Here is a 21,127-nt window from a genome sequence, read left to right on the forward strand (position 1 = left end):
AAATTTTAGGAATCCAAAAAAAATCTTCCTACAATAAGTAAGAAGATTTTTTATTTTTTACTTTCTTAAGTTCTTTTTGGTATACCCTAATCCTAAACTTGCTACTAAGCTAAAACCTAATAAGCCTAGCATCGTCTCCTTTGTTCCTGTATTTGGAAGTTGCTTCTTAGATTCTGCTTTTGCATTTGTAGCTTTTGCAGGAGCTTGATATGTTTTATCGTCTTTAGTTCCTACTGTCGCAACTACTGGTTTGTTCTGAGCCTTCGCATCTACGATGTCAACTACTTTACCGTTAGCGTCAGTAACTTCTTTAGGTTGACCACCTGCTTTACGGATTGCGTCTGCTTTACGAGATAGCTCTTCTAAGCGACGTTTTTCTGCTTGTTCTGTTTCATAACGGTCTTTAAGGTCTTTCAAGTTAGCATGGATACGAGCCTTAGCTTCTGCGATACCCTCAAGACGAGCCAACTCTTCCTTAGCAGTCTTCAACTCAGCACGAAGTACACCAAGTTTAGCATTAGCATCAGTAAGCTCTTTGTCCAAAGCCTTAAGGACTTCATCACGTTTAGTAAGGGAAAGAGCAAGGACTTCATAAGTGTCGCTAGCTTCTTTAGACGCTTCACGTTTGCGAGCAAGGTCTTGACCAGCTGACTTACGAGCCAATACTGCTACATCATGAGCCTTAGTAAGGACTTCCAATTCACCTTTGGCAGTTTCAAGAGATTGGTTAGCAGTTACTTGTTCAGCCTTAGCAGTCTCAAGAGCTGACTTAGCTTCAGCAAGAGCCTTAGCCTTGTCAGTAGCATTTGATTTAGCTAGAGCAAGTGATTCCTTAGCTGTTTGCAAAGCTTTAGTGTCTTGTGCTAGTTTAGATTGAGCATCAGCAAGAGCCTTTTCAAGCGCTGGAACATCAATCTTGTTACCTAACAAATCTGACAAGTGAGTACGAGCATTGGCAAGAGCTGTCTCAGCATTAGTGTAGTCAGTTTGGGCTGATTGTACCGCTGATTTAGCTTCTTGAGAGGCTTTGACTGCGTTGTCATAAGTTGATTGAGCCAGTGAAAGTTTTTCTTGGAGAGCCTTAGCGTTATTGTTTGCTGTGACTACTTTGGTTTTGTTGAATTTAGATGATTCTTTGATGACGTTATCTGATGTACCGTCAATATGCAAGCTAAAAGGGAACTCCTTGTTCTTACGAACGGATACCCCAATGTATTGTTGATACACAACATTTGGTTTTGTATTGTCTAGACTTGCAAGACTTAAAGCGTGCCCCCAGTTAGGTTCAAAGTCAAGGAACATCATAGCGATAAGATTCTCATAAATTGATTCTTTTAACTCAGCTAAATTTGATACCTCTGTATCGCTAAACCCAAGGTTTTCTGCAAGAAGAACTCCATAGTCTTTACCTACCTTATCTAAGGCATCAAAGTCGTGGTCTCCTTCTGTCTTAGACGCTTTTGCTACTTCTTTAGCAATACCCATTGAGTCTTCTGTTACGATTGCACGAGGTGTACCAAAAGCATCACGGATTTGATTGATAAGGTCAGCTGTGAACAAGTTGATTTCACGCCCTACTTCTGAAGTTAGGTTAGCTATGTCAACTTTAACTTTACGGTCTTTATCATTAGCTTTGAAACGGTTAGGGTTGTTCTCAGTGTCTCCAAGATACCCACGTTCTTCCATTTCTTTCTTACCTAGAGCCTCAAGTTGTTTAGATACAGATGTACTTTGAGATTTAGCATACTCTTTCAACAAAGAAACATACTCTTTACTTACAGTGAAACGTGCTTGACCTTCAGTAGCATCAGCAAGCTCTTCTTTGGCACGGTCTAGGTCGGCTTTAGCTGAAGTGACTGCCTTATCTTTGTTAGATTGGTTAGCTTTAGCATTAGCAAGGGCTGTAGTGGCTTGAGCGAGATTAGACTCAGCACTAGATACCCCAGTTTGAGCGTCTTTGATAGCTTGGTCTTTATTAGATTGAGCTTTTTTACCATTATCAAGGTTAGTCTGAGCAGTCGCTACTGCTTTAGTGTCTTCGGCAACCTGAGTAGTAAGCTTAGCTACCTCTTTTTCAAGGGGAGCAACATCAGTAGTAGATGAAAGAGAATCTACTTTTTTCTGGGCGTCAGCTACCTTATTAGCAGTATCAGTGGCAGTTTCCTCAGCATTAGATACTACCTTAGTTTGGTCTTCAACCTTTTCAGCAGTAGTCGATACAGACTTATCAGCATCAGCTACAGTCTTTTCAGCAGTCGCAAGCTCGTTGGCTTTCTTTTCAGCGTCTGCCTTAGCCTCAGCAACCTTTTCAGGTGTAACAGACTCAGCCTCTTCTACTTTCTTAGTAGTATCAGCAATAGTCTTTTCGGTAGTTGCAATGTTTGCTTCAGTAGATGCAACAACTTCTTTTTGCTTAGCTACATCCTGATTAGCTTTATCTGACTCAGCCTTAGCCTTATCTACGTCCGATTGACTAGGAACTTTAGGGACTACCTCGTCCTTAGCAACTACTTTAGTTGCAGGTTCATTAACTGCTACTTCAGTCTCACTAGCTGATACCCCAGTAGATACCCCAAAAGCTGTAAGTGCTAAAGTAGAAACGACTGCACCAGTACGCAATTTCTTGATGGTTCCGTGACCTTGTGTGTTTGATTCCATCGTATAAACTCCTTTATGTCTTAAAAGACTGTTTTATGAATAATATTATACCATATTTTACAGTCTTTTAAATATTATTTTTGTTGTAATTTCAGTCTTTTGACAGCGATTTATTCAATGGGATAAACTTGTATGATAGTTATGAGGTACTATCATGACTGAAAAAATAAATTTAAGAGAATTTGTTGCAAAACAAATCAGACTTCTAAGACTGAAAAGCGGGATGACACAAGAATATCTAGCAGAAAAGGCTGATCTGGGATTCAACTATATCTATAGATTAGAGAATAAACAGTTAAACGTTAAGCTTGAGACCATTGAAAAAATCATACAAGCGCTTGAAGTTGATATGAATACTTTTTTTAATATTGAAAATCAAAATCAAAGCGGAGAATTTTCACAACTCATTGAAGATATTAGAAACCTACCAACAGAAAAAAGAGAACCTACTATAAAAGCTCTCCGAGATATATTAAAGCAAATAAATTAAGCCAAGTATTTTTGAACTTGGCTTTTTATTTTGTTAAATTCCCTCGACATTCAAAAAAGAACTCATATAAACTACTACAAATAAAACGACTATCTAATAGCGGAGCGAACAATAATTCTAGTTCCTTTTGTAGTTTTTCAGTTTCAAATTTTAATTCATTAAGAGTCATTTTTGTTGAAAATTCTAAAAAATTATTTCTACCCTTATCTTTAGTGATTTCCCTCGGTTGTAAAGGTCCCGAATCTGTAACTGCTATACGTAGTTTAGCAAGGAAAAGCATAATTTGCCAAATATTGGTTTGTTCTTCACTACTATTTTTAGAATCAATTAAACTAACAGTTAATTCTTCTAATATATTTAAAAAATTAGCCTTATTCAGATATTGTTCAAGAGTTGAATAATCAATATCAAAATCGATTTCATCCTGTGAATACATAAGAAATTTTAGCAAAAAAGACTTCATATCGTCTAGTTGCTCACTAGAGAGCTCAAATATACTATATCTAGTATTTTTACCTTTTATTGCTTTGTATTTATTAGCAAAAGCTAGACAACTACGAATTAAACCTTGATCTTGCTGAGTCAAATATAGTTCACTTAATTCCGATTCTTTGTCTTCAAAAAAATCATCTACTGTCCCCTCTAACATATCAGTTATAGTTTCTGACTCAACTTTAATTTTTTGAAAAAGTAAAGAAATTACAAATTTTGTAGTTCCCTTAACTGAAAAAACTTTCCAATCCGTTTTTTTACTCTCTCCACAATAATCTTCTACAAAACCTCTTTTATTAGAGCTTGAAAAGTTCCTAGGTATAAATGCTTCTCTTATATCTCTTAACAACTTATAACTCTTCCAATAGTAAATATATTGTTTTAAAATCTCAATATCATGTACTATAATTCTTAGTTCATTTTGTAATGCTTTGTTTTCTTCATATAATTCTATTAAAACTTCAAAACATGAAATATTATTTTGCATATCAATTCCCCTCCCCAATACACTACTATAAATTAATTATACCAAAAAAGCTATTGGGATGAGGGGGAAATACAAAATATTGTGATTTTTTTAACATGTATAATAGCAACATAATCAAAAAAAGATCGTTGTTTGTAATAAAATTAATTCTAGAATGTTATTATCAATGTTTCTGAAATAAGTTCTATACAGCGATCTAAAACTTGCAATAAAGAGGTTAAAAGAATGGATTTACAAAGATTTAAAGAAATAGGTTGTAACCCTAAAGTTATTCCCGCGAAAATAAAAAATGAAGATTTTGATTATCTTGCAAAAATAACTTGTATCTGGTTCACTTTTCAATACTATAGTAAATTTTATACCAGGAAGCCTCCAAAAAACTATGCATTCTATGATGTATTAATGCAGTATGATAATTCTGAGGAATTTAGAAAATATCGTACTGATCTTGGAATACCTGAAAATGAATATGGTTATCCAACTATCAGTAGCCGAACCCTACAAAGAATTTTTTCTCTACATACAATTAATAAAGCATTTGTTCTTCAAATTTTTACAAATAACCATTTCCAAAGAAGATATATAGAAGCTTATAATTATTTCTTTTGGGATAATAGTTGTGAATTAGTCAAACCTTATAATAAATTTCTCAAAAATCTTATGAAATTGGCGAGTTTTTAATCTAAATAAAAATATAAAATGATTATAAAGGTGGTGATTCCAATGTAAAATAACCTAATACTCTGTAGTAATTATTATTGCTGAACAAGTCCTACACAGTAGTAATATGTAAAGATTTTGGCGAAAGGAATAAAAAAAATGCTTTTATGTGAAGAAGTTCTTATAACTGTAAATTTGCTAGGTTTGAGTCAAGAAATAGACTTTGAAACAAAACAGGCAACTGGAAACGTAAAACTGGATGTTGGTTTTCGAAATGATTCTGGAAAATATATTACTAGAATCATAAAAGTTAACAATTCGACAGTTTCAGAATACACTCCGTATCTAGATGAAAAAATCAATTTAAGATTACAACGTGTAACATTTTCAGCTTATCTATCTAATAATAGAGCAGCGTTATCTATTAAAGCTGAGAAAGCAACGATAGAGGAATAAGTATGATTCTAAAAAGAGCTAGATCACCAACTGCTTAATTTTCTTCGTGCTGACAAAAAAAAATTACAAGGAGAGTTTAAAAATGAAAAAAATTTTTGAAGAGGCAATCAGACAAAATCCTTCGATTACTTTTGATCGATGTGTCAAAGAGTGTGAAAAGTTGCTAGGAATACTGGGGAGCGATCAACTAGTTAACTTAAGTCTAGAAGATCGTTTGAATCTAGTGAGTAAGTTTGAATATATATCTTATGAGAGCAGAGGATATCTAGACTTACAAGCACTTGTTCCTAGTTATGCTGTAAAAAAAGACTCTCTGCTATTAAAACAAAGAGAAAACCCTTTTATCACAACAGCTCAACAACAGCATGCTCAAAAACTATATGATATGGTTTCATATACAACAAATAGCTACCCGTATGGGATGATAATTTACTACGATTTTGAATCGTGGACAGATGATAAGTTACGTTTGAATATTACGTTAGAGTATAACGAAGCGTTTAACAGGAGATAAACTTTAATGATTTACATTTTACAGTCAGTACTCTACTTAATATCCATATTTTTAATACTATACTCAGGGTTTGTATTTGTTAATATGATTATTCTTGTCTATACATTGCCTCGTGAAGAGTTACTTCCGAAAGCTATCAAAAACACAAACTTGCAAATTCAACATTTGTTAAAGTTATTTATTGACTCTCAAGAAGAACAAAACTATTATTCAGATTTTTATGCTGAGCTTATACATCAAGCTTCAAAGCTCAGTATATATCTGAACACAATTCATTTCCCAAATGGGATACAACGAGAGAGACAAGATTTCTATCTCTGGTTATCAAAAATGCCAGTTCAACAAGACTTTGATGATTGGAAAATGGAGCTACGTCAAACGGTACGTAGTTACAATGATAACCTTGATGTTATGTTTAACATGGTAGAGGAAGAACCTTATTTAAAACTCAAGATTAATCTAATCTCTAAAGAAGATTTAAATCGTCTTAAGCACAGTCAGGCTAAACCCCTCTACGATGACGAAGGAGAAATTTGATGACACTTAAATTGAATATACTGAGAAAAGAAAGTAGCAACGAACCTATTGAATGGAACTGCACTCGCTTCCCACATCTCCTCATTTCCGCACCAACAAATAGCGGGAAATCTTACTTCATTAAATATATACTAAGTATATTAAAAATTCATTCAGATGATGCTTCTATTATGATACTTGATTACAAACAAGGAATAGACTATTGGCAGTGGAGACAATTAGATAATGTGTATCTTGGTGATTCCGTTTACGATGGTTTTCGGCAAGCTTATAGCATTTTTGAAAATCGTAGACTTAATCCTAACCAAAAATATCCTCCTTTCTTTTTGATATTTGAAGAATATCAAAGTACAGTTGAAAGCATTCCCAAAAAAGCTGACAAAGAGGAGTTTTTACAGAAAATGGGGAATTTGTTACGATTATCAAGACAGATCAATTATCACATTATATGTGTCTGTCAAAGAGGGGATTCCTCCTTGTTTCCTCCTGGTGGAAGGGAAAATTTTTCCTCTAAAATTTCAATTGGAAGATTAAGTCCCCAAGCTAAACAGATGCTGTTCCCTGATGACGAGGTTAATCGCAATAAATCCCAAGGCGAAGTTAATATTCAGTTTGATGGTTCGTTCGTTATTGAAGCTAGAACCTATACTATTAAAGATATAGATAAAGCAACATATTTAATAACTGGCTTACTAGATCGAGGACTACCAAAAAGCGAGGAGGCTGTTGCCCGTAGCCCCTCAGGCGAAGGATAAGCTTACAGCCTCGCCAGCTTTAGCTGGCTAAGTTCGGGCTAGTATTACCCCGAACTTCATGACAACATGACAAACTAACTAAAACATTACTATAACTAGTATAATTGGATATAAAATTGTCACAATAAGAAAGTGACAAAGGAGAAGATTCATGACAAATTATAAAGTTTCATCAGACTTTCGCGCTCGTAGTTTCTGTTGTGTTCTGAACAACGTTGATAAGTTGTTCGATAAGAAATCAGATTTTTTTGATAGCGATACATACAATGAAAAAACTAAAAAAAGAATTCAAGAGTTTCGCAAGTCCCTTCCAGATACCGATGAACCTCTCAGCCCCGAGGAAATTGTCTATTTCTTAATGGAACGGTGGATTGCACGAAATGAAAACGTTGTCTGCGCTGTTAACTATGAAATCGGTGACAACGGAACTCATCATTGTCACATGGTGCTTGAAGATAAACAAGCTTTCCGATTCTCGGCTCTTCAAAAACTCTATCCCACTATACATATAGAAGTTACCCGTGGAACTAGAGAGCAAGTCATTGCTTACCTTGAAAAAAGCGGAGATCATGAAGAAAAGGCACATACTATTGTAGTACCTATGAAGATTCACGGTGAGCTTAGAGCTGGAAATCAAGGTCACCGAAGTGAATTTGATTACATTCAGAAACAAATAGAGAACGGAGCTACTCCTGAAGAAATTATGGGGAGTAACTTTGAGTTCCGTAAATACTCTAAAATGATTCGTGAACACTTCTTTCAGTATCGACTTTCTCATACTCCAGACGAAAAAGAAATGGCAGTATACTGGCATGTGGGAGAGTCTGGAGATGGAAAATCGCACACGCAAGTTGATTTAAAGAAAAAGCATGGTCGGGATAATGTCTATATCTGGACTGACTTTGACAATGGTGGGCTTGACCTATATTGCGCTGAATCTATACTTTTTATGGATGAATTCAAGGGCATGCCATACAAAGAATTTCTTAAGGTGACAGATGTTTACCCTATTCAGCTACATGCCCGTTACACAAATACAATCGCTCTTTGGAATGAAATCCACATCACATCAATTTTCACTCCAAAACAAGCTTATGACTTAATGGTAGCAGAGGGTCAACGAGAAGTTGATAGCTATAAACAGTTACAACGGAGACTTACTGAGGTTATCTTTCATTTTAAAACTAAAGAAAATGATGGTAGCTTCAAGTATAAAACCATTACATTTACACCTGAAGAGTTCGATAGATACAGCAAGGAACAAATTGAAAAATTTGCATACCTATTCGATAAGTTTAATCCAAGTGTATTAAACTATGACTTCGAAAAGGATGCATTTCACAGTTCTATGAACCCAAGCAATAATCGAAGAAAAAATGCTACTACTTCCAAACCATCCAAATCAGAAAGTAATAGCAAATAAGTATTCCGAGATAAGCCAAGGCCAATCTCTACTACCATTATGCCATATTTCGATTATTGTTGCAAAGAAAGAGAGAATAGTATGTCACAAGATTACCATGAAATGAAGCAAATAGAACTCCTGCTTCACACTATCATTGAAATGCTAAAGAATTTGAACAGCGAAAAAAGAAGTTCATGCATCTACACACAAAAAGAGATTTTAGATTTACTCAGTATTTCCCCTAACACATTAAAGTCATGGGAAAATAGAGGTCTAAAACGTTTAAAACCACCTATTGAGGGTACTAGAACCGTTTACTATCATATTGATACTGTTTTAGAGTTTTTAAGCCACAACTAAAAGTGAAATGTGCTAGAATAGAAGTATCAAAAAAGAAAGTGAGATACTATCTATTTTAGCTTTTTTCAATTCTTCGATTGATTGAGGAGAGCAACTATGAATATAGAAAAAATCACCCATAAAGGCAAAAACGTCCTCAAGAAAGTAAAGGATAATGGCGAGATTAGTTATTCAGTAAAGAGCGTCTATCTAGGCTTAGATATAAAGACTGGAAAACCTGTAAAAACAACTGTAACAGCTAAAACCCTACGATCCTTAGATCGTAAAATTATTCAAGCTAAAATTGATTGGGAAGAAAGTGGTTCAACAAGGAAAGAAACTTTTAGCATTGCTACCTTGTCAGATCTAGCTGAAATGTGGTTCTCCAACTACGAAACTTGGATCAGCTCAGATAACACTCTAAACCGAGTGAGGAACTATCTAGACACCTATATCCTCCCCAAATTCGGACACTATCAACCAGATAAAATCACTTCTTCCGATATACAAAAATGGATTAACGAGCTTGCCCAAAAATCTAAAGAATCTGTCGATGCCGGTAATAAACGAGCTAAAAAAGGAAGTGCAAAAGATTTTGGAGCAATCGCCCACAAGTTAAGAGAGATTTTTAATTTTGGAATAACGCATTTTGAACTCAAATATAATCCTGTTCAATCTATCAAGATTCCACCAAAACCAAAAAGCAATCAAAAACGCATTATGGTTCTTCATGATGAAGATTTAACTATCTGGCTAAATTTCGTCGATACTTTACCTAATACTAGAGCTAATCGGCGATTTAAAGTTATCTGCGACAGTCTACTTGCTTCAGGAATGAGAATCAATGAGCTATTAGCTTTGACTATATATGACCTTGATTTTGAAAGTTCTGAAATATTAGTCACTAAAACTCTTGTATGGAAAAATGCAAACCCTAAGTTAGGATTAAAAGGAAAGGTTGTTTGTAAAAATACTCCTAAATCTGATTCGGGCAATAGAAAAATAGCTGTTCCGTACCAAATTATTGAGCAACTTCAAAACTTCCATGATGAAATGAATCTTTATTTCAAGAAGAACGGTCTTTCAAAAAGCAAGTTGATTTTCCCAACAATTTACGGAAACTATATGTGCGATAGGAATGAACGTGCTACACTCAAAAGACGATTACAGGAAGTTGATCTACCTGACTATGGTTTTCACTTATTCCGTCATACACACGCTTCAATGATGTTAAATGCTGGTATGAATTGGAAAGAGTTACAGGTTCGCATGGGACATAAGTCTATCAAAACTACTATGGACATATATGCCGAGCTTGCCCCTAAAAATCAAACACAAGCGGTAGATATTTATCTAAATAAAATTGCGGAGCTAACCTCATAAAATTCATGGCAACCTTTTTGGCAACCTCTGACAGTTTTATCCAAATCAATAGCTTATAAACATTGATTTAATAGGGTTTATCACAACTAAAATAGATTTTAAGTATTCCTTACAGAAGTTAAATAAGCATACCTAACTCAAAACGCCTTACTGGGCGTTTTTTGCTTTATTAGTTAGCAATCTATAGCTTTTCAGGAGAGATTTATGGCGTTTTATCTTTGGATGTTCCCTCTACTTTTTATCTTTCACGATATGGAAGAAATTATCGGTCTTGTCCCTTGGATTCATTTCAACGAAACCTTGCTGGCCCAAAAGGCTCCAACTATTCTCAAAATCCACAAAGAAATGACAACAGAGGGATTTGCCCTTGCTGTTTTTGAGGAATTCATCCTTGTCTTATCCATCACTTTATTAGCGTATTTTACTCAATCTAGAGTTTTCGAATTAATTTGGTTAGGGGGATTTGTGGCCTTTGCTCTTCATCTCTTGCTCCATATCGGACAATCAATCCTTCTTCGCAAGTATATCCCTGCTCTGATTACTTCTACCATTTGTTTTCCTATCAGTGCTTATTTGATTACAGACATCGTGCATTTGTGGCGAGTTTCGACTAGTGAATTTTTCCTATTTTCACTGGTCGGTTCAGGAATCGTCGTTATCAATCTCCTCTTTGCTCTCTGGCTTGGGAAAAAGTATTCCGCCTGGATTGTCCACAAAAACGAATAAAATCCCCTGCAAATCTACATTACAGGGGACTTGTGTATTATTCTTGTACTTCTTTCTGAGCGGCCTTTCCTTGGTCTAGAAGGGCTTGGACGATTTTCTCATCGCGTAGTTTGACAGAATCGTTGATCATTTCTGCGGACTTGACGATGGTTGTTTCTAGTTGGGCACGTTTCTGACGACCCAATTCAATCGCTGCGACGATACCTTGGTTTTGTGCAACCAGACTTTCAGCCAGTTTGGTAACAGACTCAACAGCTACTGTCGGGCTTTGGGCAATTCTCTCCATCTGCGGAATCACTTCCTTGCTGGTCTCAGCTAGCATCTGAAGGGCAGCATTATTGGCATTGACAATGGCATCTGCCACGACACCTGATTTCATTGATTGTTGCAAAATACCAAGTTGGGCAATGGAAAGCTTCATTGTAGGAATCGTATTGCGACGAAGCATGCCCAATTTTTGGCGCATATCAGATGACACCTTCACAAGATTGCGCATCTGAGGTGTTGTTGCCCAGGCAACATAGAGACGGCTGACATACTCAGTATGTTGTTGTTCAAGGGTATTGACCACTTCAGCCATGCGGGCCAATTCTTGTGATTTAGTCTGGTATTCTACCGTACTTGTATCGAGTTGGTCAACTTGAGCTTTCAGTTCTGCAGCGCGATTACCAGCTTCTGTCTGGCTGGCTTCGATAAAGGAAATCACTCCCACTAGATTTTCAATGGATTTAGTATTGTCCTCAATCAACATCTCAGCTGAAACGATATTTCGAGCTAAGACATCTTCTTGCTTGACCACTGCGGCAGCCATACCATCGAGCTTTTGCTCCACTGTTTTTGAATCAAAGTAAAATTCTTGTAGGGTATTCTTGCTCTTGTTAAACAATCGTTGCAAAAAGTTTGGTTTTTCTTCTAACTCAGCAATTTCAGCGTTCTTGTATTTGACTACAAAGCCTTGCAACTCACGGTTGGTATTCTTGAGTAAGTCATCCACTTGGGGAATCTGCAGTTTCTTTTGTTCTGACAAGATACGATTGACTGTATTATTCACACCTTCTACAGCAGATTGGCCAAAATCTAAGAGAGCATTTTGATTGGTGACAAACTGGTCTACCAACTGGGGCACGTGCGCCTTGATTCCTTCTTGCTGCTCAGGGCTCAGCTTCTCAAGGAAGGTCAAGGTCTTGTCTGAGCCAGTATTTGTCTCGATGATTTGGGTTGTTTTATCCACCTTAGCTACTGTATTATTGGCAATCTGGTCAATATCAAAATTAAATTCTGTCATGGTTACTCCTTTGTTTCTAACCTATTCTTTACGATCTTTTTCTAAGATACGCAGACTGATATCAAAATCTCGCATATCTGTTTCATTGAGTTCTCTCAAGACTTGGTCCAGCTCAAGGTCAAATTGTTCGATGGCTGCTTTAGCTTGCTCTAAGCGTTCTTCTGCCCGATTATAGTTCTTCGGATTGGCCTTAATCTTTAAATAGCCTTCTAAAATTGTTTGGAATTTCTCCATCTTCAAACTATGAATGGCCGTCAATTCTTCCTTATCACCATCAGCAGAGGTAGCAATCTTGTCTAAAATGGCCTGATGGTCAATAGCAATATTGGCCAAGGTCTGGGATAATTCTGGAGCTAATTCCTCTGGCTCCGCATTTTCAATATCTACCTGACTTTCTCTATCCAAACGTTCTAGCTGAACATCGATAGTTGCCCGTACTGTACGAACCTTTTTATCAATACGATTATAGACATCATCATCGATATAGGACTTGAGACGATCCGCCTCCTGATGGATTTCCCGCAATTCGATTAATACTTGATTAGCCAGACTCTTATAGGACTCTGAACCTTTTTCTACCAAGATTCCCTCTAATTGCTGAATATCTTTGTCTGCTTGACGAATCCGAGCTTTTAAAAGCTCAATCCGATCATCGAGCGAAGCATCCTGTAAAAGAGGATAGCGCCAACGTTTATAGAGACGATAACCACCATAGCCTAGCAGGACACAAGCCGCAAGCGGAAGAGCATATTGAACCAAAAGGCCCAGTAAGAACAAGAAGCCCCAAAAATAGAGACAGCCTTTCCAAAAACCATTACCCGATTTCATAAACATTCCTTATTTTCAATTTATAAGTCTATTTTAGCACAAAAGACAAAAATGAGGGCGGAAATCCCCTAGAAAAGAGTTGATTTCTTTGCTATAGAATGGAGGCTAGTAGCGCGTGTGCTAATTTCAGTGAAGCGGACTCAAACCACAGGCTTCAGTGTTATAAGATTGGTGAATTTAGCATAGACTTAGATACACAAATAACCTTACTAGCAAATCTCTATACAAACCCAGAAATCAACGTTTTAAGACAAAGCAAAAAGCCCCTAGATCATAGCTAAGGGCTGATTGACTTGCAAGGATAGGCAGGACTGTCGGGGCTCCTGCATTTCTCGACCCACTTATAAGTGGCGCGTTGGTGACAGATTCTCAACCTCTATCCTTCATATCTTCATTATAGCACTTTTTTCTCAACTTTCAATCTGTGCATCTGAATTTATTGTCTATCTTTTTCTCTAGCGTCCTTCAACCATATTGCACTTCCGTCTCACTCATGATTTCCAGCAAAGTTTTCCCTTTAATCTGTAAAGAAATTAACTCATCAAAAGATACCACTTTATATTCATTATCTCCAAGTACGACGACAATGTCATAAACAGAATTAGGAAAAATACCACACACTTGACCCTTATAATCAAAAGAAGCGTCCCAACCATTGTCATACAATGCTCGTAAATCATCAAATATTGCCATAATATATCTTGGTTCTCCTATATAAGATATTCCACAACTTATCCAAAGCCATACGAAAACTTATCTGGCAATTCTTTTTCTAACTTAATACTTTTAATCAAAGTATCTTTGACAAACGAAGCAAATTGTCCTAAATCATCTCCAACATAGCTATATTCCAAAGTAATTTTATCGATAGTTGCAATACCTTTACAACCTCCACTCACAATAGAATACTGCCTCTTAGAGGCTCCATCTTCTATTTTGTACATCGTAATAATTTGTTTATCAATCTTTGTCATTTTCTATTTAGTGTGAAATAAGTGCTTGAATTATTCTTGGTGCTCAAAAATATAATTGCAACAAGGTATCGAAATCGTCTTCGAAAACATTTTGACTATTATGTTTTATTTGCTCAATGATTTTATCCTTTTTATCTCTGTCCAAAGGGAGTGTTTCAAACGCTTCTTCTTTTACTAAGAATTCGCCATTTTCTCCCTGGAATTCTTTTGTAATTTTTCTAATATGACTCTCGAAATCGATAGATTGAAGTTCTTCGTCGTTGATGTTATCTTCAATCGCATCTAGCAACAAACTGATTGAAATTTTAATCATCTTTAAATACCTTTATTTTCTATTATCCCTTATATGTCTTTTACCACAAACACCATATTATTGCTATAATTTCTATCGATCCATTAAGATTCGCTATTCGATCTTCTAAATACCGCCTCTTTATTCATCAAGTCATCCTCAGTGTAGTCAATTGTAAATGTATCTATTTCAAAGATCGATTTAGGTGGAGTTAAATGAATCATAGGGACACTACGTACCCTATACTCTTTTTCTCCAATTCTAACAAACTGATTGATTTTCAAATCTGAAAAATCAGGATTCTCAACAGTAATAGAAACAAGACGATTCGCAATTTTATAAACATCAATTATCTTATTTTTCATGATTAATTTGTCCATAATTATTATTTCAATACTTGCGTTCTAGGGAATCAAAACCAATTTTCGGTTTAATGCTATAAAATAAATCTAAAATAGATTGGGAAGTGTCTTTCTTAAACAATAAAGAAGGTTTATCTTGGTCTGGATAAACTTGATCAACCCACTAATCAATTTGATTATAAAAAATCAATAACTCTTTGCTTGGTGGTATCATCAAATCTAAAACGAAACCTCCTTTACTTTAACTTCATTATAAACTTTCCTATCCTAATATTCAATCCACAGGACACCATTACAATAGCTTTTTAGCTTCTTTTCTACTTCGTCAGTGGTCAAGCTGCTACTCCTTTATGATATAATTAGTTTAAAGAGAAGTGAGGTAGAAATGATAGTGTCGCTACGCAACTTCATAGTATGAGATGACGGGACAGGCACACCGTCCACTACTCTTGAGCGCTTAGACTATTCTAAGTGCTTTTTTGTATTTTCTCGGCGTTCGCTCTTGGTTCAAGTCCATTCTCCATACTATTTGGTAAGGAACTAGGTCATTCTACACTAGCTATGGCTATGAACACTTACAGTCATCTCTCCAAAGAAAAAACAAAAACAGCCGTCTCATTTTATGAGAAAGCTGTTAGTTCTTTGTGAAGGGGGACAAAAAGGGGGACAAACCCAGAAATCAAGCTTTTAAGACAAAGCAAAAAGCCCACTGTTGTAGGCTTTTTGTAAGATATTTCTTAAAATTAAAGCATTTTGTTGTAGAATTCAACGACAAGTGCTTCGTTGATTTCTGGGTTAATTTCGTCGCGTTCTGGCAAGCGAGTCAATGAACCTTCCAATTTTTCAGCGTCAAATGATACGAATGCTGGACGTCCAAGAGTAGCTTCTACTGCTTCAAGGATAGCTGGAACTTTCAATGATTTTTCACGAACTGAGATCACTTGACCTGGAGTTACGCGGTATGATGGGATATCAACGCGTTTTCCGTCAACAAGGATGTGACCGTGGTTTACGAATTGACGAGCTTGACGACGAGTAGTCGCAAGACCAAGACGGTAAACAACGTTATCCAAACGACGTTCCAAAAGAAGCATGAAGTTGAAACCTAGGATTCCGCCTTTGATTTTTGTAGCTTGTACGAACAAATTACGGAATTGTTTTTCACCTACACCGTAAGTGAAACGAAGTTTTTGTTTTTCAGCCAATTGCAAACCGTATTCTGACAATTTAGAACGGTTGTTTGGTCCGTGTTGTCCTGGTACGTAGTTACGACGTGCCAATTCTTTACCTGTACCTGTAAGTGAAAGGCCAAGGCGACGAGCTTGTTTCCAAGATGGTCCTGTATAACGTGACATGTGAATGTCCTCCTGATATAAATAATATTTAGGTGGAAATAGTCACTTAGAAAGCCCTGATTCGTGCAGATGCCCTTCGCCTAAACAGCCAAGGTTACTTATCATAAGACACCTGTTGACGAGCTTCATGCTTTCCTGCTGATATTTCACACAAAATCCATTCTACCATGAATAGCTAGATTTGTAAAGGGGTTTTAAGCTTTATTTTCATTGCCAGAGAGGTTAAGAACGAGGGTAAAGGTGCTTCCCAGGCCGTACTGGCTCGTAACTGTGATTTCTCCACCCAATTGATGGGCCAATTCACGCGCAATCGCAAGTCCTAAGCCATGACCACCTGTTTTCATGTTACGCGAAGTCTCTACACGATAAAGGCGTTTGAAAATATTCTTCAAATCCTCTGGGGCAATCCCCTGTCCTTCATCGGTCACACTGATTGAAAGCTGGTTATTTTCCAGCTTAGCTACCACTTCCAGTTTGGTTCCTGGTACTGAGTATTTAAAAGCGTTATTGACCAGATTCACCAAGATACGAGAAAGTTTGGCATAATCTCCTTCAATCCGGGCAGACTCTGGGATTACCTGCAAATGGACATCTCGCTCTTCCTGCTCAATCAAGAACTGAAATTCACTCATGCACTCAATCAAGAGCTGATCCAGAAAAATACTGTCTTTGATGGTAGTTTCCTCCTGATTTCTAGCTGTGTTTAGGGTCAAAAAATTCAATTCTTCAACCAGTTTATTGAGTCTTTCTGTCTGGCGTCCAATGGTTGCTAGATAATGAGCTTGTTCTCCCTCCTTGATAACCCCGTCCAAAATCCCTTCTACCGTCGCTTGAATCGAAGTAATGGGAGTCTTGATATCATGCGATAGCTGGGCAATCATCAAGCCCTTTTCTCGTTCGCTTTCTTCCAAGGAATCAAAGGTTGCCTGCAAATCATGGGACATCTCATTGAAGGCTTGGCCTAATTGCTGAAATTCTACAGGGCCTTGAACTTCAAGATTTGAAGGGAAATCCTTGTCCGCTACCCGCTTGGCATGTTCCTTGAGTTTGGCCAATGATGTAAAGACAGGCGATAGGAGAAAGAGACTAATCCCAGCACCGACAAAACTAGCTATGAGAGTCATTCCAACTAGGAAGTAAATCTCTCTTTCTTCAATTAACATGCGCTGGATGGCCCAAAAAACCACGATAATCGTTAGGAGTGTTGAAATGATATACCCCACTAAAATATAACTTTTTAATTTCATTGACTACCTCGTGCTTTCTCAATTTTGTAGCCCAAACCCCAGACGGTTTTGATAGTAGGCGTTTCTGCACTGGCATGTTTAGCCAACTCCTGTCGAAGAGCATGAATATGAACATTCAAGGTATTGGTATCATCCACATAGTCTTCTTGCCAGACCTTTTCATAGAGGTCTGTCTTAGAGAAAACCCGCTCTGGATTGCTGACTAAAAGCCATAGAAGTTCGAAGGATTTGACTGTCAAATCAAGCGCCACATCTCCGACTTGGACCTCATGACTAGCGTGATTCATCCGTAAATCCCCGAGACTGACGACCTCTGTCTCACCTCCACGATGAAGGCGACGCAAGATATTGTGGACACGCAAAACCAACTCACGTGGACTAAAGGGCTTGGCAATAAAATCATCTGCCCCCAAGCTCAGGCCATAAATCTTATCCTGCTCACTGGTCTTAGCCGTGATAAAGAGAAAAGGCTGATCTGGAGATTGATACTGAACCTCACTAATCAAATCATAACCATCCATCCGAGGCATCATGATATCTGTAATAATCAAATCAATTGGTTTTCGCTGGAAGATTTCTAAAGCCTCTACCCCATCATGGGCCACCAAAACCTGATATCCTGCCTGAACCAGATAGCGTTGATGAATATCTGTGATTTCTACCTCGTCGTCAACGAGTAAAATTGTCTTTTCCATCTGTATCTCCTTTGAAAAAAACAGTGCTATACCACCATAGTATAACACTATTTTAATCTCTTTACGAACATTCTAAACGATATCTAGATTTTTCATATCCTAGATAGAAAGTCTGTAGCTAGACTAGTCATTTTCTTCTTTTTTAGCTTTCAAACCGATTCCACCTAGAAGTCCGGCCAAGGCTAATCCAAAGAATCCAAGAGTAGCCATTGATGTTTGGGCTTCACCAGTATATGGAAGCATGTCTTTTTGGTCTTTCATTTGATTATCCATCATTGGACTTGACACCTTGTTATTAGATGCCATCTTGCCTTCATCAGACATTTTGCTTGAGGTTGCTGGAGCTTGATCTTGTTTCATGCTTGGTGTTGCCATTGACTGACTAGCATTCATGGTTTTGTCTTGCTCTTTGTTAGGCATCATCTTATCCTGACTAGCAGCTGGCATTTTAGATTTCATCTCATCCTGATTGGCACTTGGCATTTGAGCGTTCATCTTAGACGCATCTTGATGACTATTCATCATTGGAGCCGGCATAGCTGAACCATTAGAAGATGGGACGAAACCTGATTGCATCTGAGTAAGAGACTGATGTCCATTCAAGTTCACTGTCAAATCCTTAGTCGCTACGAGATTAGTCAAATCGGCCTTGCCGTCCTTCGCACCATAAACCTTGATAGTTGCCTTGTAGCTGTGAGTTCCATTTTGTTTCAACAAGTCAAGAAGCTCTTTATCTGATTTGCCTTGAGTCCCTGCCAAATCTACTTCGTAGAAGTAGAGACCCTTGCCTAATTTTTCTACTGGTGGAAGGGCAGGATTTTTAGCTGAGCCGTTGTCTGACCATGGAGCCTTGTCGGAGGCCTTCAAGATAAGGCGAGTCAACATACCGTCACCAGCGAAAAATTCGTATGGAATGACTTGGTTGACACCGGCGGTGAATGGCCCTGGGAAGTTGGCTTTGTCCAAGTAAGTAGCTGGGACATCTACTGTATCTTTAGTATTGTCGGCCACACCTTTTTGGACTTCAGCTGGAGTGGTTAAGCCATTCAAATTGACATCCAAATCCTTAGTAGCTACAAGATTGCTCAAATCAGCCTTGCCATCTTTAGCACCGTACACCTTGATGGTAGCTTTATAACTTTGAGTTCCATTTTGTTTCAAGAGGTCAAGCAACTCTTTATCTGATTTACCCTGAGTCCCTGCCAAATCTACTTCATAGAAGTAAAGGCCTTTGCCTAATTTTTCTACTGGTGGAAGGGCCGAATTTTTTGCTGAACCATTGTCTGACCATGGAGCCTTGTCTGAGGCCTTCAAGATAAGGCGAGTCAACATACCGTCACCGGCGAAGAATTCATATGGAATAACTTGGTTGACGCCGGCTGTGAATGGGCCTGGGAAATTTGCTTTATCCAAGTAAGTGGCTGGGACGTCTACTGTGTCTTTAGTATTGTCCGCCACACCCTTTTGTACTTCAGCTGGAGTAGTTAATCCATTCAAGTTGACATCCAAATCCTTAGTCGCTACAAGATTGCTCAAATCAGCCTTGCCATCTTTAGCACCGTACACTTTAATAGTAGCTTTATAACTTTGAGTGCCGTTTTGTTTCAAAAGGTCTAGAAGCTCTTTATCTGATTTGCCTTGAGTTCCTGCCAAGTCTACTTCATAGAAGTAAAGACCTTTGCCTAAGTTTTCTACTGGTGGGAGGGCGGGATTTTTGGCTGAACCGTTATCTGACCATGGGGCCTTGTCTGAATCCTTCAAGATAAGACGAGTCAACATACCGTCACCGGCGAAAAATTCGTAAGGAATGACTTGGTTAACACCGGCTGTGAATGGGCCTGGGAAATTGGCTTTATCCAAGTAAGTAGCTGGGACATCTACTGTGTCTTTAGTATTGTCAGCCACACCTTTTTGCACTTCAGCTGGGGTAGTTGCTGGCTGCACTTCACTTGCTTCACGGTCTTGTCCAGAAACTGTAGGCGCAGGATTTGTCGCAGGTTTAACCGCATCTTCTGTTTCTTTCTTAGATTCTGGTTTTGCTTGCACTTCTTCTTTTGGCGCTACCACTTGGTCTTTAGCAGCCACATCCACTTTTTCTGGAGAGTTTGTAGTATCCAAGCTTGCTTTAGGTGCTGAGTCTGCCTGTTCTGAAGGAAGAGCTGTATCGACTGCTTCTTTGAGAAGTTCTGCTGGTAAGTCGCTCTTTTCACTCACCGAAGCAGCGTCTGGCACGACTTGGGCAGGGGTTTGATTGATCACATCGGCACGTACAGAACTTGGCTGACCAACTAGGACAAAAAAGCCACTGGCTACAACAACTGAGGCAACACCGACACTGAGACGACGAATAGACCAACGAGTATATCTTTGATTTGGATTGAATTTCATAGGATTCTCCTTAGAGGTTTTCTTTATTTGATGACTCTAGTATAATCTCCTAAAATTAAAAAGGATTAAGAAAAAGTTAAAATTTTTCTTAAATCCCTCTTATAAAATACTTATATTAATTTTTTTACGAATTTAATTCTGCCAAATCATCTAGATACTGGTTGTTAATGACCGCCAAGATATAGGCATCCGCCTTCAAGAGATCATTAGGGCCAAACTGGACATCCAAGGGTGAATTTTCTTGTTCACGAAATCCTAAAACATTGAGATTGTGTTTACCACGTAGATCTAGCTGGCTCAGGCTTTGACCTGCCCAAACACTCGGAATTTTCATCTCCACGATAGACACATTTTTATCCAGCTGAAAGACATCAACATTGTTATGAAAGAGAATGGTCTGCGCTAGGGACTGCCCCATTTCATACTCAGGCGAGATCACCGAGTCGGCACCGATTTTTTCCAGCACCTTCTTAGCTGTCTGGCTTTTGACCTTGGCAATAACCCTTGGTACCCCCAAACTCTTACAGTGCATGACTGCAAGCACACTCGACTCTAGATTTTCCCCTGTTGCCACTACAACCGTATCACAGGTATCAATTCCTGCCGTTCTGAGGAGTTCCTCATCTGTAATATCGCCAACAACTCCACGCGCCAAAACTGGCTCAAATTGATTGATGTGCTCGGCGTGGTCATCAATGGCAATGATATTCATATCTTGCTTGGCTAAGGCCGTCAGGACACTACTCCCGAAAATCCCCAAACCTAAAATTCCAATCGTACGATCTGACATAGTTCTTCC

The 21,127-nt window shown here is 37.9% G+C and carries 23 protein-coding genes; 10 read left to right on the forward strand and 13 right to left on the reverse strand.

Annotated features, from left to right (window positions below; all coding sequences use genetic code 11):
- Window positions 1–57: 57 nt before the first annotated feature.
- On the reverse strand, window positions 58–2,658 hold the full coding sequence (locus MK482_RS00180) for an SEC10/PgrA surface exclusion domain-containing protein (RefSeq protein ID WP_268717670.1): 2,601 nt from the start codon (window positions 2,656–2,658) through the stop codon (window positions 58–60).
- Window positions 2,659–2,812: 154 nt separating this feature from the next.
- Between MK482_RS00180 and MK482_RS00185 the strand changes: the two genes are divergently transcribed.
- Window positions 2,813–3,148, forward strand: a complete 336-nt coding sequence (locus tag MK482_RS00185) for a helix-turn-helix domain-containing protein (protein WP_047206714.1) — start codon at window positions 2,813–2,815, stop codon at window positions 3,146–3,148.
- 25 nt (window positions 3,149–3,173) lie between these two features.
- Here the strand turns inward: MK482_RS00185 and MK482_RS00190 are convergent, their stop codons facing one another.
- Window positions 3,174–4,127 carry a hypothetical protein gene (locus MK482_RS00190; RefSeq protein ID WP_268717671.1) on the reverse strand — a complete coding sequence of 318 codons (954 nt, stop codon included), beginning with the start codon at window positions 4,125–4,127 and terminating at the stop codon, window positions 3,174–3,176.
- A 225-nt stretch (window positions 4,128–4,352) separates the two neighbouring features.
- Between MK482_RS00190 and MK482_RS00195 the strand changes: the two genes are divergently transcribed.
- From MK482_RS00195 to MK482_RS00235, 9 genes are all read left to right on the forward strand, one after another.
- Window positions 4,353–4,808 (forward strand): hypothetical protein, encoded by a 456-nt coding sequence (locus MK482_RS00195; protein ID WP_075228109.1) that lies wholly within the window; start codon window positions 4,353–4,355, stop codon window positions 4,806–4,808.
- A gap of 138 nt (window positions 4,809–4,946) precedes the next feature.
- Window positions 4,947–5,243, forward strand: a complete 297-nt coding sequence (locus tag MK482_RS00200; protein ID WP_075228108.1) for a hypothetical protein — start codon at window positions 4,947–4,949, stop codon at window positions 5,241–5,243.
- 82 nt (window positions 5,244–5,325) lie between these two features.
- Window positions 5,326–5,757 (forward strand): hypothetical protein, encoded by a 432-nt coding sequence (locus tag MK482_RS00205; RefSeq protein WP_075228107.1) that lies wholly within the window; start codon window positions 5,326–5,328, stop codon window positions 5,755–5,757.
- 6 nt (window positions 5,758–5,763) lie between these two features.
- Complete coding sequence (locus MK482_RS00210) at window positions 5,764–6,294, forward strand: hypothetical protein (protein ID WP_268717672.1); 531 nt, start codon at window positions 5,764–5,766, stop codon at window positions 6,292–6,294.
- Window positions 6,294–7,049 (forward strand): helicase HerA domain-containing protein, encoded by a 756-nt coding sequence (locus MK482_RS00215; RefSeq protein WP_075228105.1) that lies wholly within the window; start codon window positions 6,294–6,296, stop codon window positions 7,047–7,049. The genes MK482_RS00210 and MK482_RS00215 overlap by 1 nt, the downstream gene beginning before the upstream one ends.
- 151 nt (window positions 7,050–7,200) lie before the next feature.
- The gene (locus tag MK482_RS00220; protein WP_268717673.1) at window positions 7,201–8,472 is read left to right on the forward strand and encodes a replication protein RepA; all 1,272 of its coding nucleotides are present in this window, start codon (window positions 7,201–7,203) and stop codon (window positions 8,470–8,472) included.
- A gap of 81 nt (window positions 8,473–8,553) precedes the next feature.
- Window positions 8,554–8,814 carry a MerR family transcriptional regulator gene (locus MK482_RS00225; RefSeq protein ID WP_268717674.1) on the forward strand — a complete coding sequence of 87 codons (261 nt, stop codon included), beginning with the start codon at window positions 8,554–8,556 and terminating at the stop codon, window positions 8,812–8,814.
- Window positions 8,815–8,910: 96 nt separating this feature from the next.
- The gene (locus MK482_RS00230; protein WP_268717675.1) at window positions 8,911–10,176 is read left to right on the forward strand and encodes a tyrosine-type recombinase/integrase; all 1,266 of its coding nucleotides are present in this window, start codon (window positions 8,911–8,913) and stop codon (window positions 10,174–10,176) included.
- A gap of 204 nt (window positions 10,177–10,380) precedes the next feature.
- A complete protein-coding gene (locus MK482_RS00235) occupies window positions 10,381–10,902 on the forward strand; it encodes an HXXEE domain-containing protein (RefSeq protein ID WP_268717676.1) in 522 nt (173 codons plus the stop codon).
- A gap of 37 nt (window positions 10,903–10,939) precedes the next feature.
- On the opposite strand, the gene MK482_RS00240 is transcribed toward MK482_RS00235, so the two are convergent.
- The 11 genes from MK482_RS00240 to MK482_RS00295 form a co-directional block, all read right to left on the reverse strand.
- Window positions 10,940–12,187, reverse strand: a complete 1,248-nt coding sequence (locus MK482_RS00240) for a toxic anion resistance protein (RefSeq protein ID WP_124788416.1) — start codon at window positions 12,185–12,187, stop codon at window positions 10,940–10,942.
- A gap of 21 nt (window positions 12,188–12,208) precedes the next feature.
- Window positions 12,209–13,015, reverse strand: coding sequence for a hypothetical protein (locus MK482_RS00245; protein ID WP_268717677.1), 807 nt, complete (start codon window positions 13,013–13,015; stop codon window positions 12,209–12,211).
- Window positions 13,016–13,480: 465 nt separating this feature from the next.
- A complete protein-coding gene (locus MK482_RS00250; RefSeq protein WP_153220566.1) occupies window positions 13,481–13,708 on the reverse strand; it encodes a 16S rRNA processing protein RimM in 228 nt (75 codons plus the stop codon).
- Between the two features lie 38 nt (window positions 13,709–13,746).
- Window positions 13,747–13,989 (reverse strand): hypothetical protein, encoded by a 243-nt coding sequence (locus MK482_RS00255; RefSeq protein WP_228113516.1) that lies wholly within the window; start codon window positions 13,987–13,989, stop codon window positions 13,747–13,749.
- Between the two features lie 43 nt (window positions 13,990–14,032).
- The gene (locus MK482_RS00260) at window positions 14,033–14,302 is read right to left on the reverse strand and encodes a hypothetical protein (RefSeq protein WP_153220564.1); all 270 of its coding nucleotides are present in this window, start codon (window positions 14,300–14,302) and stop codon (window positions 14,033–14,035) included.
- Window positions 14,303–14,385: 83 nt separating this feature from the next.
- Entirely contained in the window at window positions 14,386–14,661 is a 276-nt protein-coding gene (locus MK482_RS00265) for a hypothetical protein (RefSeq protein WP_228113515.1), read from the reverse strand.
- A gap of 725 nt (window positions 14,662–15,386) precedes the next feature.
- The gene (rpsD, locus tag MK482_RS00275) at window positions 15,387–15,998 is read right to left on the reverse strand and encodes a 30S ribosomal protein S4 (protein WP_000092756.1); all 612 of its coding nucleotides are present in this window, start codon (window positions 15,996–15,998) and stop codon (window positions 15,387–15,389) included.
- Between the two features lie 194 nt (window positions 15,999–16,192).
- The gene (locus MK482_RS00280; protein ID WP_268717678.1) at window positions 16,193–17,245 is read right to left on the reverse strand and encodes a sensor histidine kinase; all 1,053 of its coding nucleotides are present in this window, start codon (window positions 17,243–17,245) and stop codon (window positions 16,193–16,195) included.
- A complete protein-coding gene (locus MK482_RS00285) occupies window positions 17,242–17,940 on the reverse strand; it encodes a response regulator transcription factor (RefSeq protein ID WP_268717679.1) in 699 nt (232 codons plus the stop codon). The genes MK482_RS00280 and MK482_RS00285 overlap by 4 nt, the downstream gene beginning before the upstream one ends.
- Before the next feature lie 123 nt (window positions 17,941–18,063).
- Entirely contained in the window at window positions 18,064–20,328 is a 2,265-nt protein-coding gene (locus MK482_RS00290) for an SSURE domain-containing protein (RefSeq protein WP_268717680.1), read from the reverse strand.
- 124 nt (window positions 20,329–20,452) lie between these two features.
- The gene (locus MK482_RS00295; RefSeq protein WP_153220557.1) at window positions 20,453–21,118 is read right to left on the reverse strand and encodes a potassium channel family protein; all 666 of its coding nucleotides are present in this window, start codon (window positions 21,116–21,118) and stop codon (window positions 20,453–20,455) included.
- Window positions 21,119–21,127: the final 9 nt, after the last annotated feature.

This window comes from Streptococcus mitis (assembly GCF_026782865.1).
In the GTDB taxonomy this organism is placed as follows: domain Bacteria; phylum Bacillota; class Bacilli; order Lactobacillales; family Streptococcaceae; genus Streptococcus; species Streptococcus mitis_CG.

Bases quoted from the DNA above. Each gene is read 5' to 3' on its own strand.
- MK482_RS00180 (WP_268717670.1), bottom strand. From the start codon at position 2,658: ATGGAATCAAACACACAAGGTCACGGAACCATCAAGAAATTGCGTACT.
- MK482_RS00185 (WP_047206714.1), top strand. From the start codon at position 2,813: ATGACTGAAAAAATAAATTTAAGAGAATTTGTTGCAAAACAAATCAGA.
- MK482_RS00190 (WP_268717671.1), bottom strand. From the start codon at position 4,127: ATGCAAAATAATATTTCATGTTTTGAAGTTTTAATAGAATTATATGAA.
- MK482_RS00195 (WP_075228109.1), top strand. From the start codon at position 4,353: ATGGATTTACAAAGATTTAAAGAAATAGGTTGTAACCCTAAAGTTATT.
- MK482_RS00200 (WP_075228108.1), top strand. From the start codon at position 4,947: ATGCTTTTATGTGAAGAAGTTCTTATAACTGTAAATTTGCTAGGTTTG.
- MK482_RS00205 (WP_075228107.1), top strand. From the start codon at position 5,326: ATGAAAAAAATTTTTGAAGAGGCAATCAGACAAAATCCTTCGATTACT.
- MK482_RS00210 (WP_268717672.1), top strand. From the start codon at position 5,764: ATGATTTACATTTTACAGTCAGTACTCTACTTAATATCCATATTTTTA.
- MK482_RS00215 (WP_075228105.1), top strand. From the start codon at position 6,294: ATGACACTTAAATTGAATATACTGAGAAAAGAAAGTAGCAACGAACCT.
- MK482_RS00220 (WP_268717673.1), top strand. From the start codon at position 7,201: ATGACAAATTATAAAGTTTCATCAGACTTTCGCGCTCGTAGTTTCTGT.
- MK482_RS00225 (WP_268717674.1), top strand. From the start codon at position 8,554: ATGTCACAAGATTACCATGAAATGAAGCAAATAGAACTCCTGCTTCAC.
- MK482_RS00230 (WP_268717675.1), top strand. From the start codon at position 8,911: ATGAATATAGAAAAAATCACCCATAAAGGCAAAAACGTCCTCAAGAAA.
- MK482_RS00235 (WP_268717676.1), top strand. From the start codon at position 10,381: ATGGCGTTTTATCTTTGGATGTTCCCTCTACTTTTTATCTTTCACGAT.
- MK482_RS00240 (WP_124788416.1), bottom strand. From the start codon at position 12,187: ATGACAGAATTTAATTTTGATATTGACCAGATTGCCAATAATACAGTA.
- MK482_RS00245 (WP_268717677.1), bottom strand. From the start codon at position 13,015: ATGAAATCGGGTAATGGTTTTTGGAAAGGCTGTCTCTATTTTTGGGGC.
- MK482_RS00250 (WP_153220566.1), bottom strand. From the start codon at position 13,708: ATGGCAATATTTGATGATTTACGAGCATTGTATGACAATGGTTGGGAC.
- MK482_RS00255 (WP_228113516.1), bottom strand. From the start codon at position 13,989: ATGACAAAGATTGATAAACAAATTATTACGATGTACAAAATAGAAGAT.
- MK482_RS00260 (WP_153220564.1), bottom strand. From the start codon at position 14,302: ATGATTAAAATTTCAATCAGTTTGTTGCTAGATGCGATTGAAGATAAC.
- MK482_RS00265 (WP_228113515.1), bottom strand. From the start codon at position 14,661: ATGGACAAATTAATCATGAAAAATAAGATAATTGATGTTTATAAAATT.
- rpsD (WP_000092756.1), bottom strand. From the start codon at position 15,998: ATGTCACGTTATACAGGACCATCTTGGAAACAAGCTCGTCGCCTTGGC.
- MK482_RS00280 (WP_268717678.1), bottom strand. From the start codon at position 17,245: ATGAAATTAAAAAGTTATATTTTAGTGGGGTATATCATTTCAACACTC.
- MK482_RS00285 (WP_268717679.1), bottom strand. From the start codon at position 17,940: ATGGAAAAGACAATTTTACTCGTTGACGACGAGGTAGAAATCACAGAT.
- MK482_RS00290 (WP_268717680.1), bottom strand. From the start codon at position 20,328: ATGAAATTCAATCCAAATCAAAGATATACTCGTTGGTCTATTCGTCGT.
- MK482_RS00295 (WP_153220557.1), bottom strand. From the start codon at position 21,118: ATGTCAGATCGTACGATTGGAATTTTAGGTTTGGGGATTTTCGGGAGT.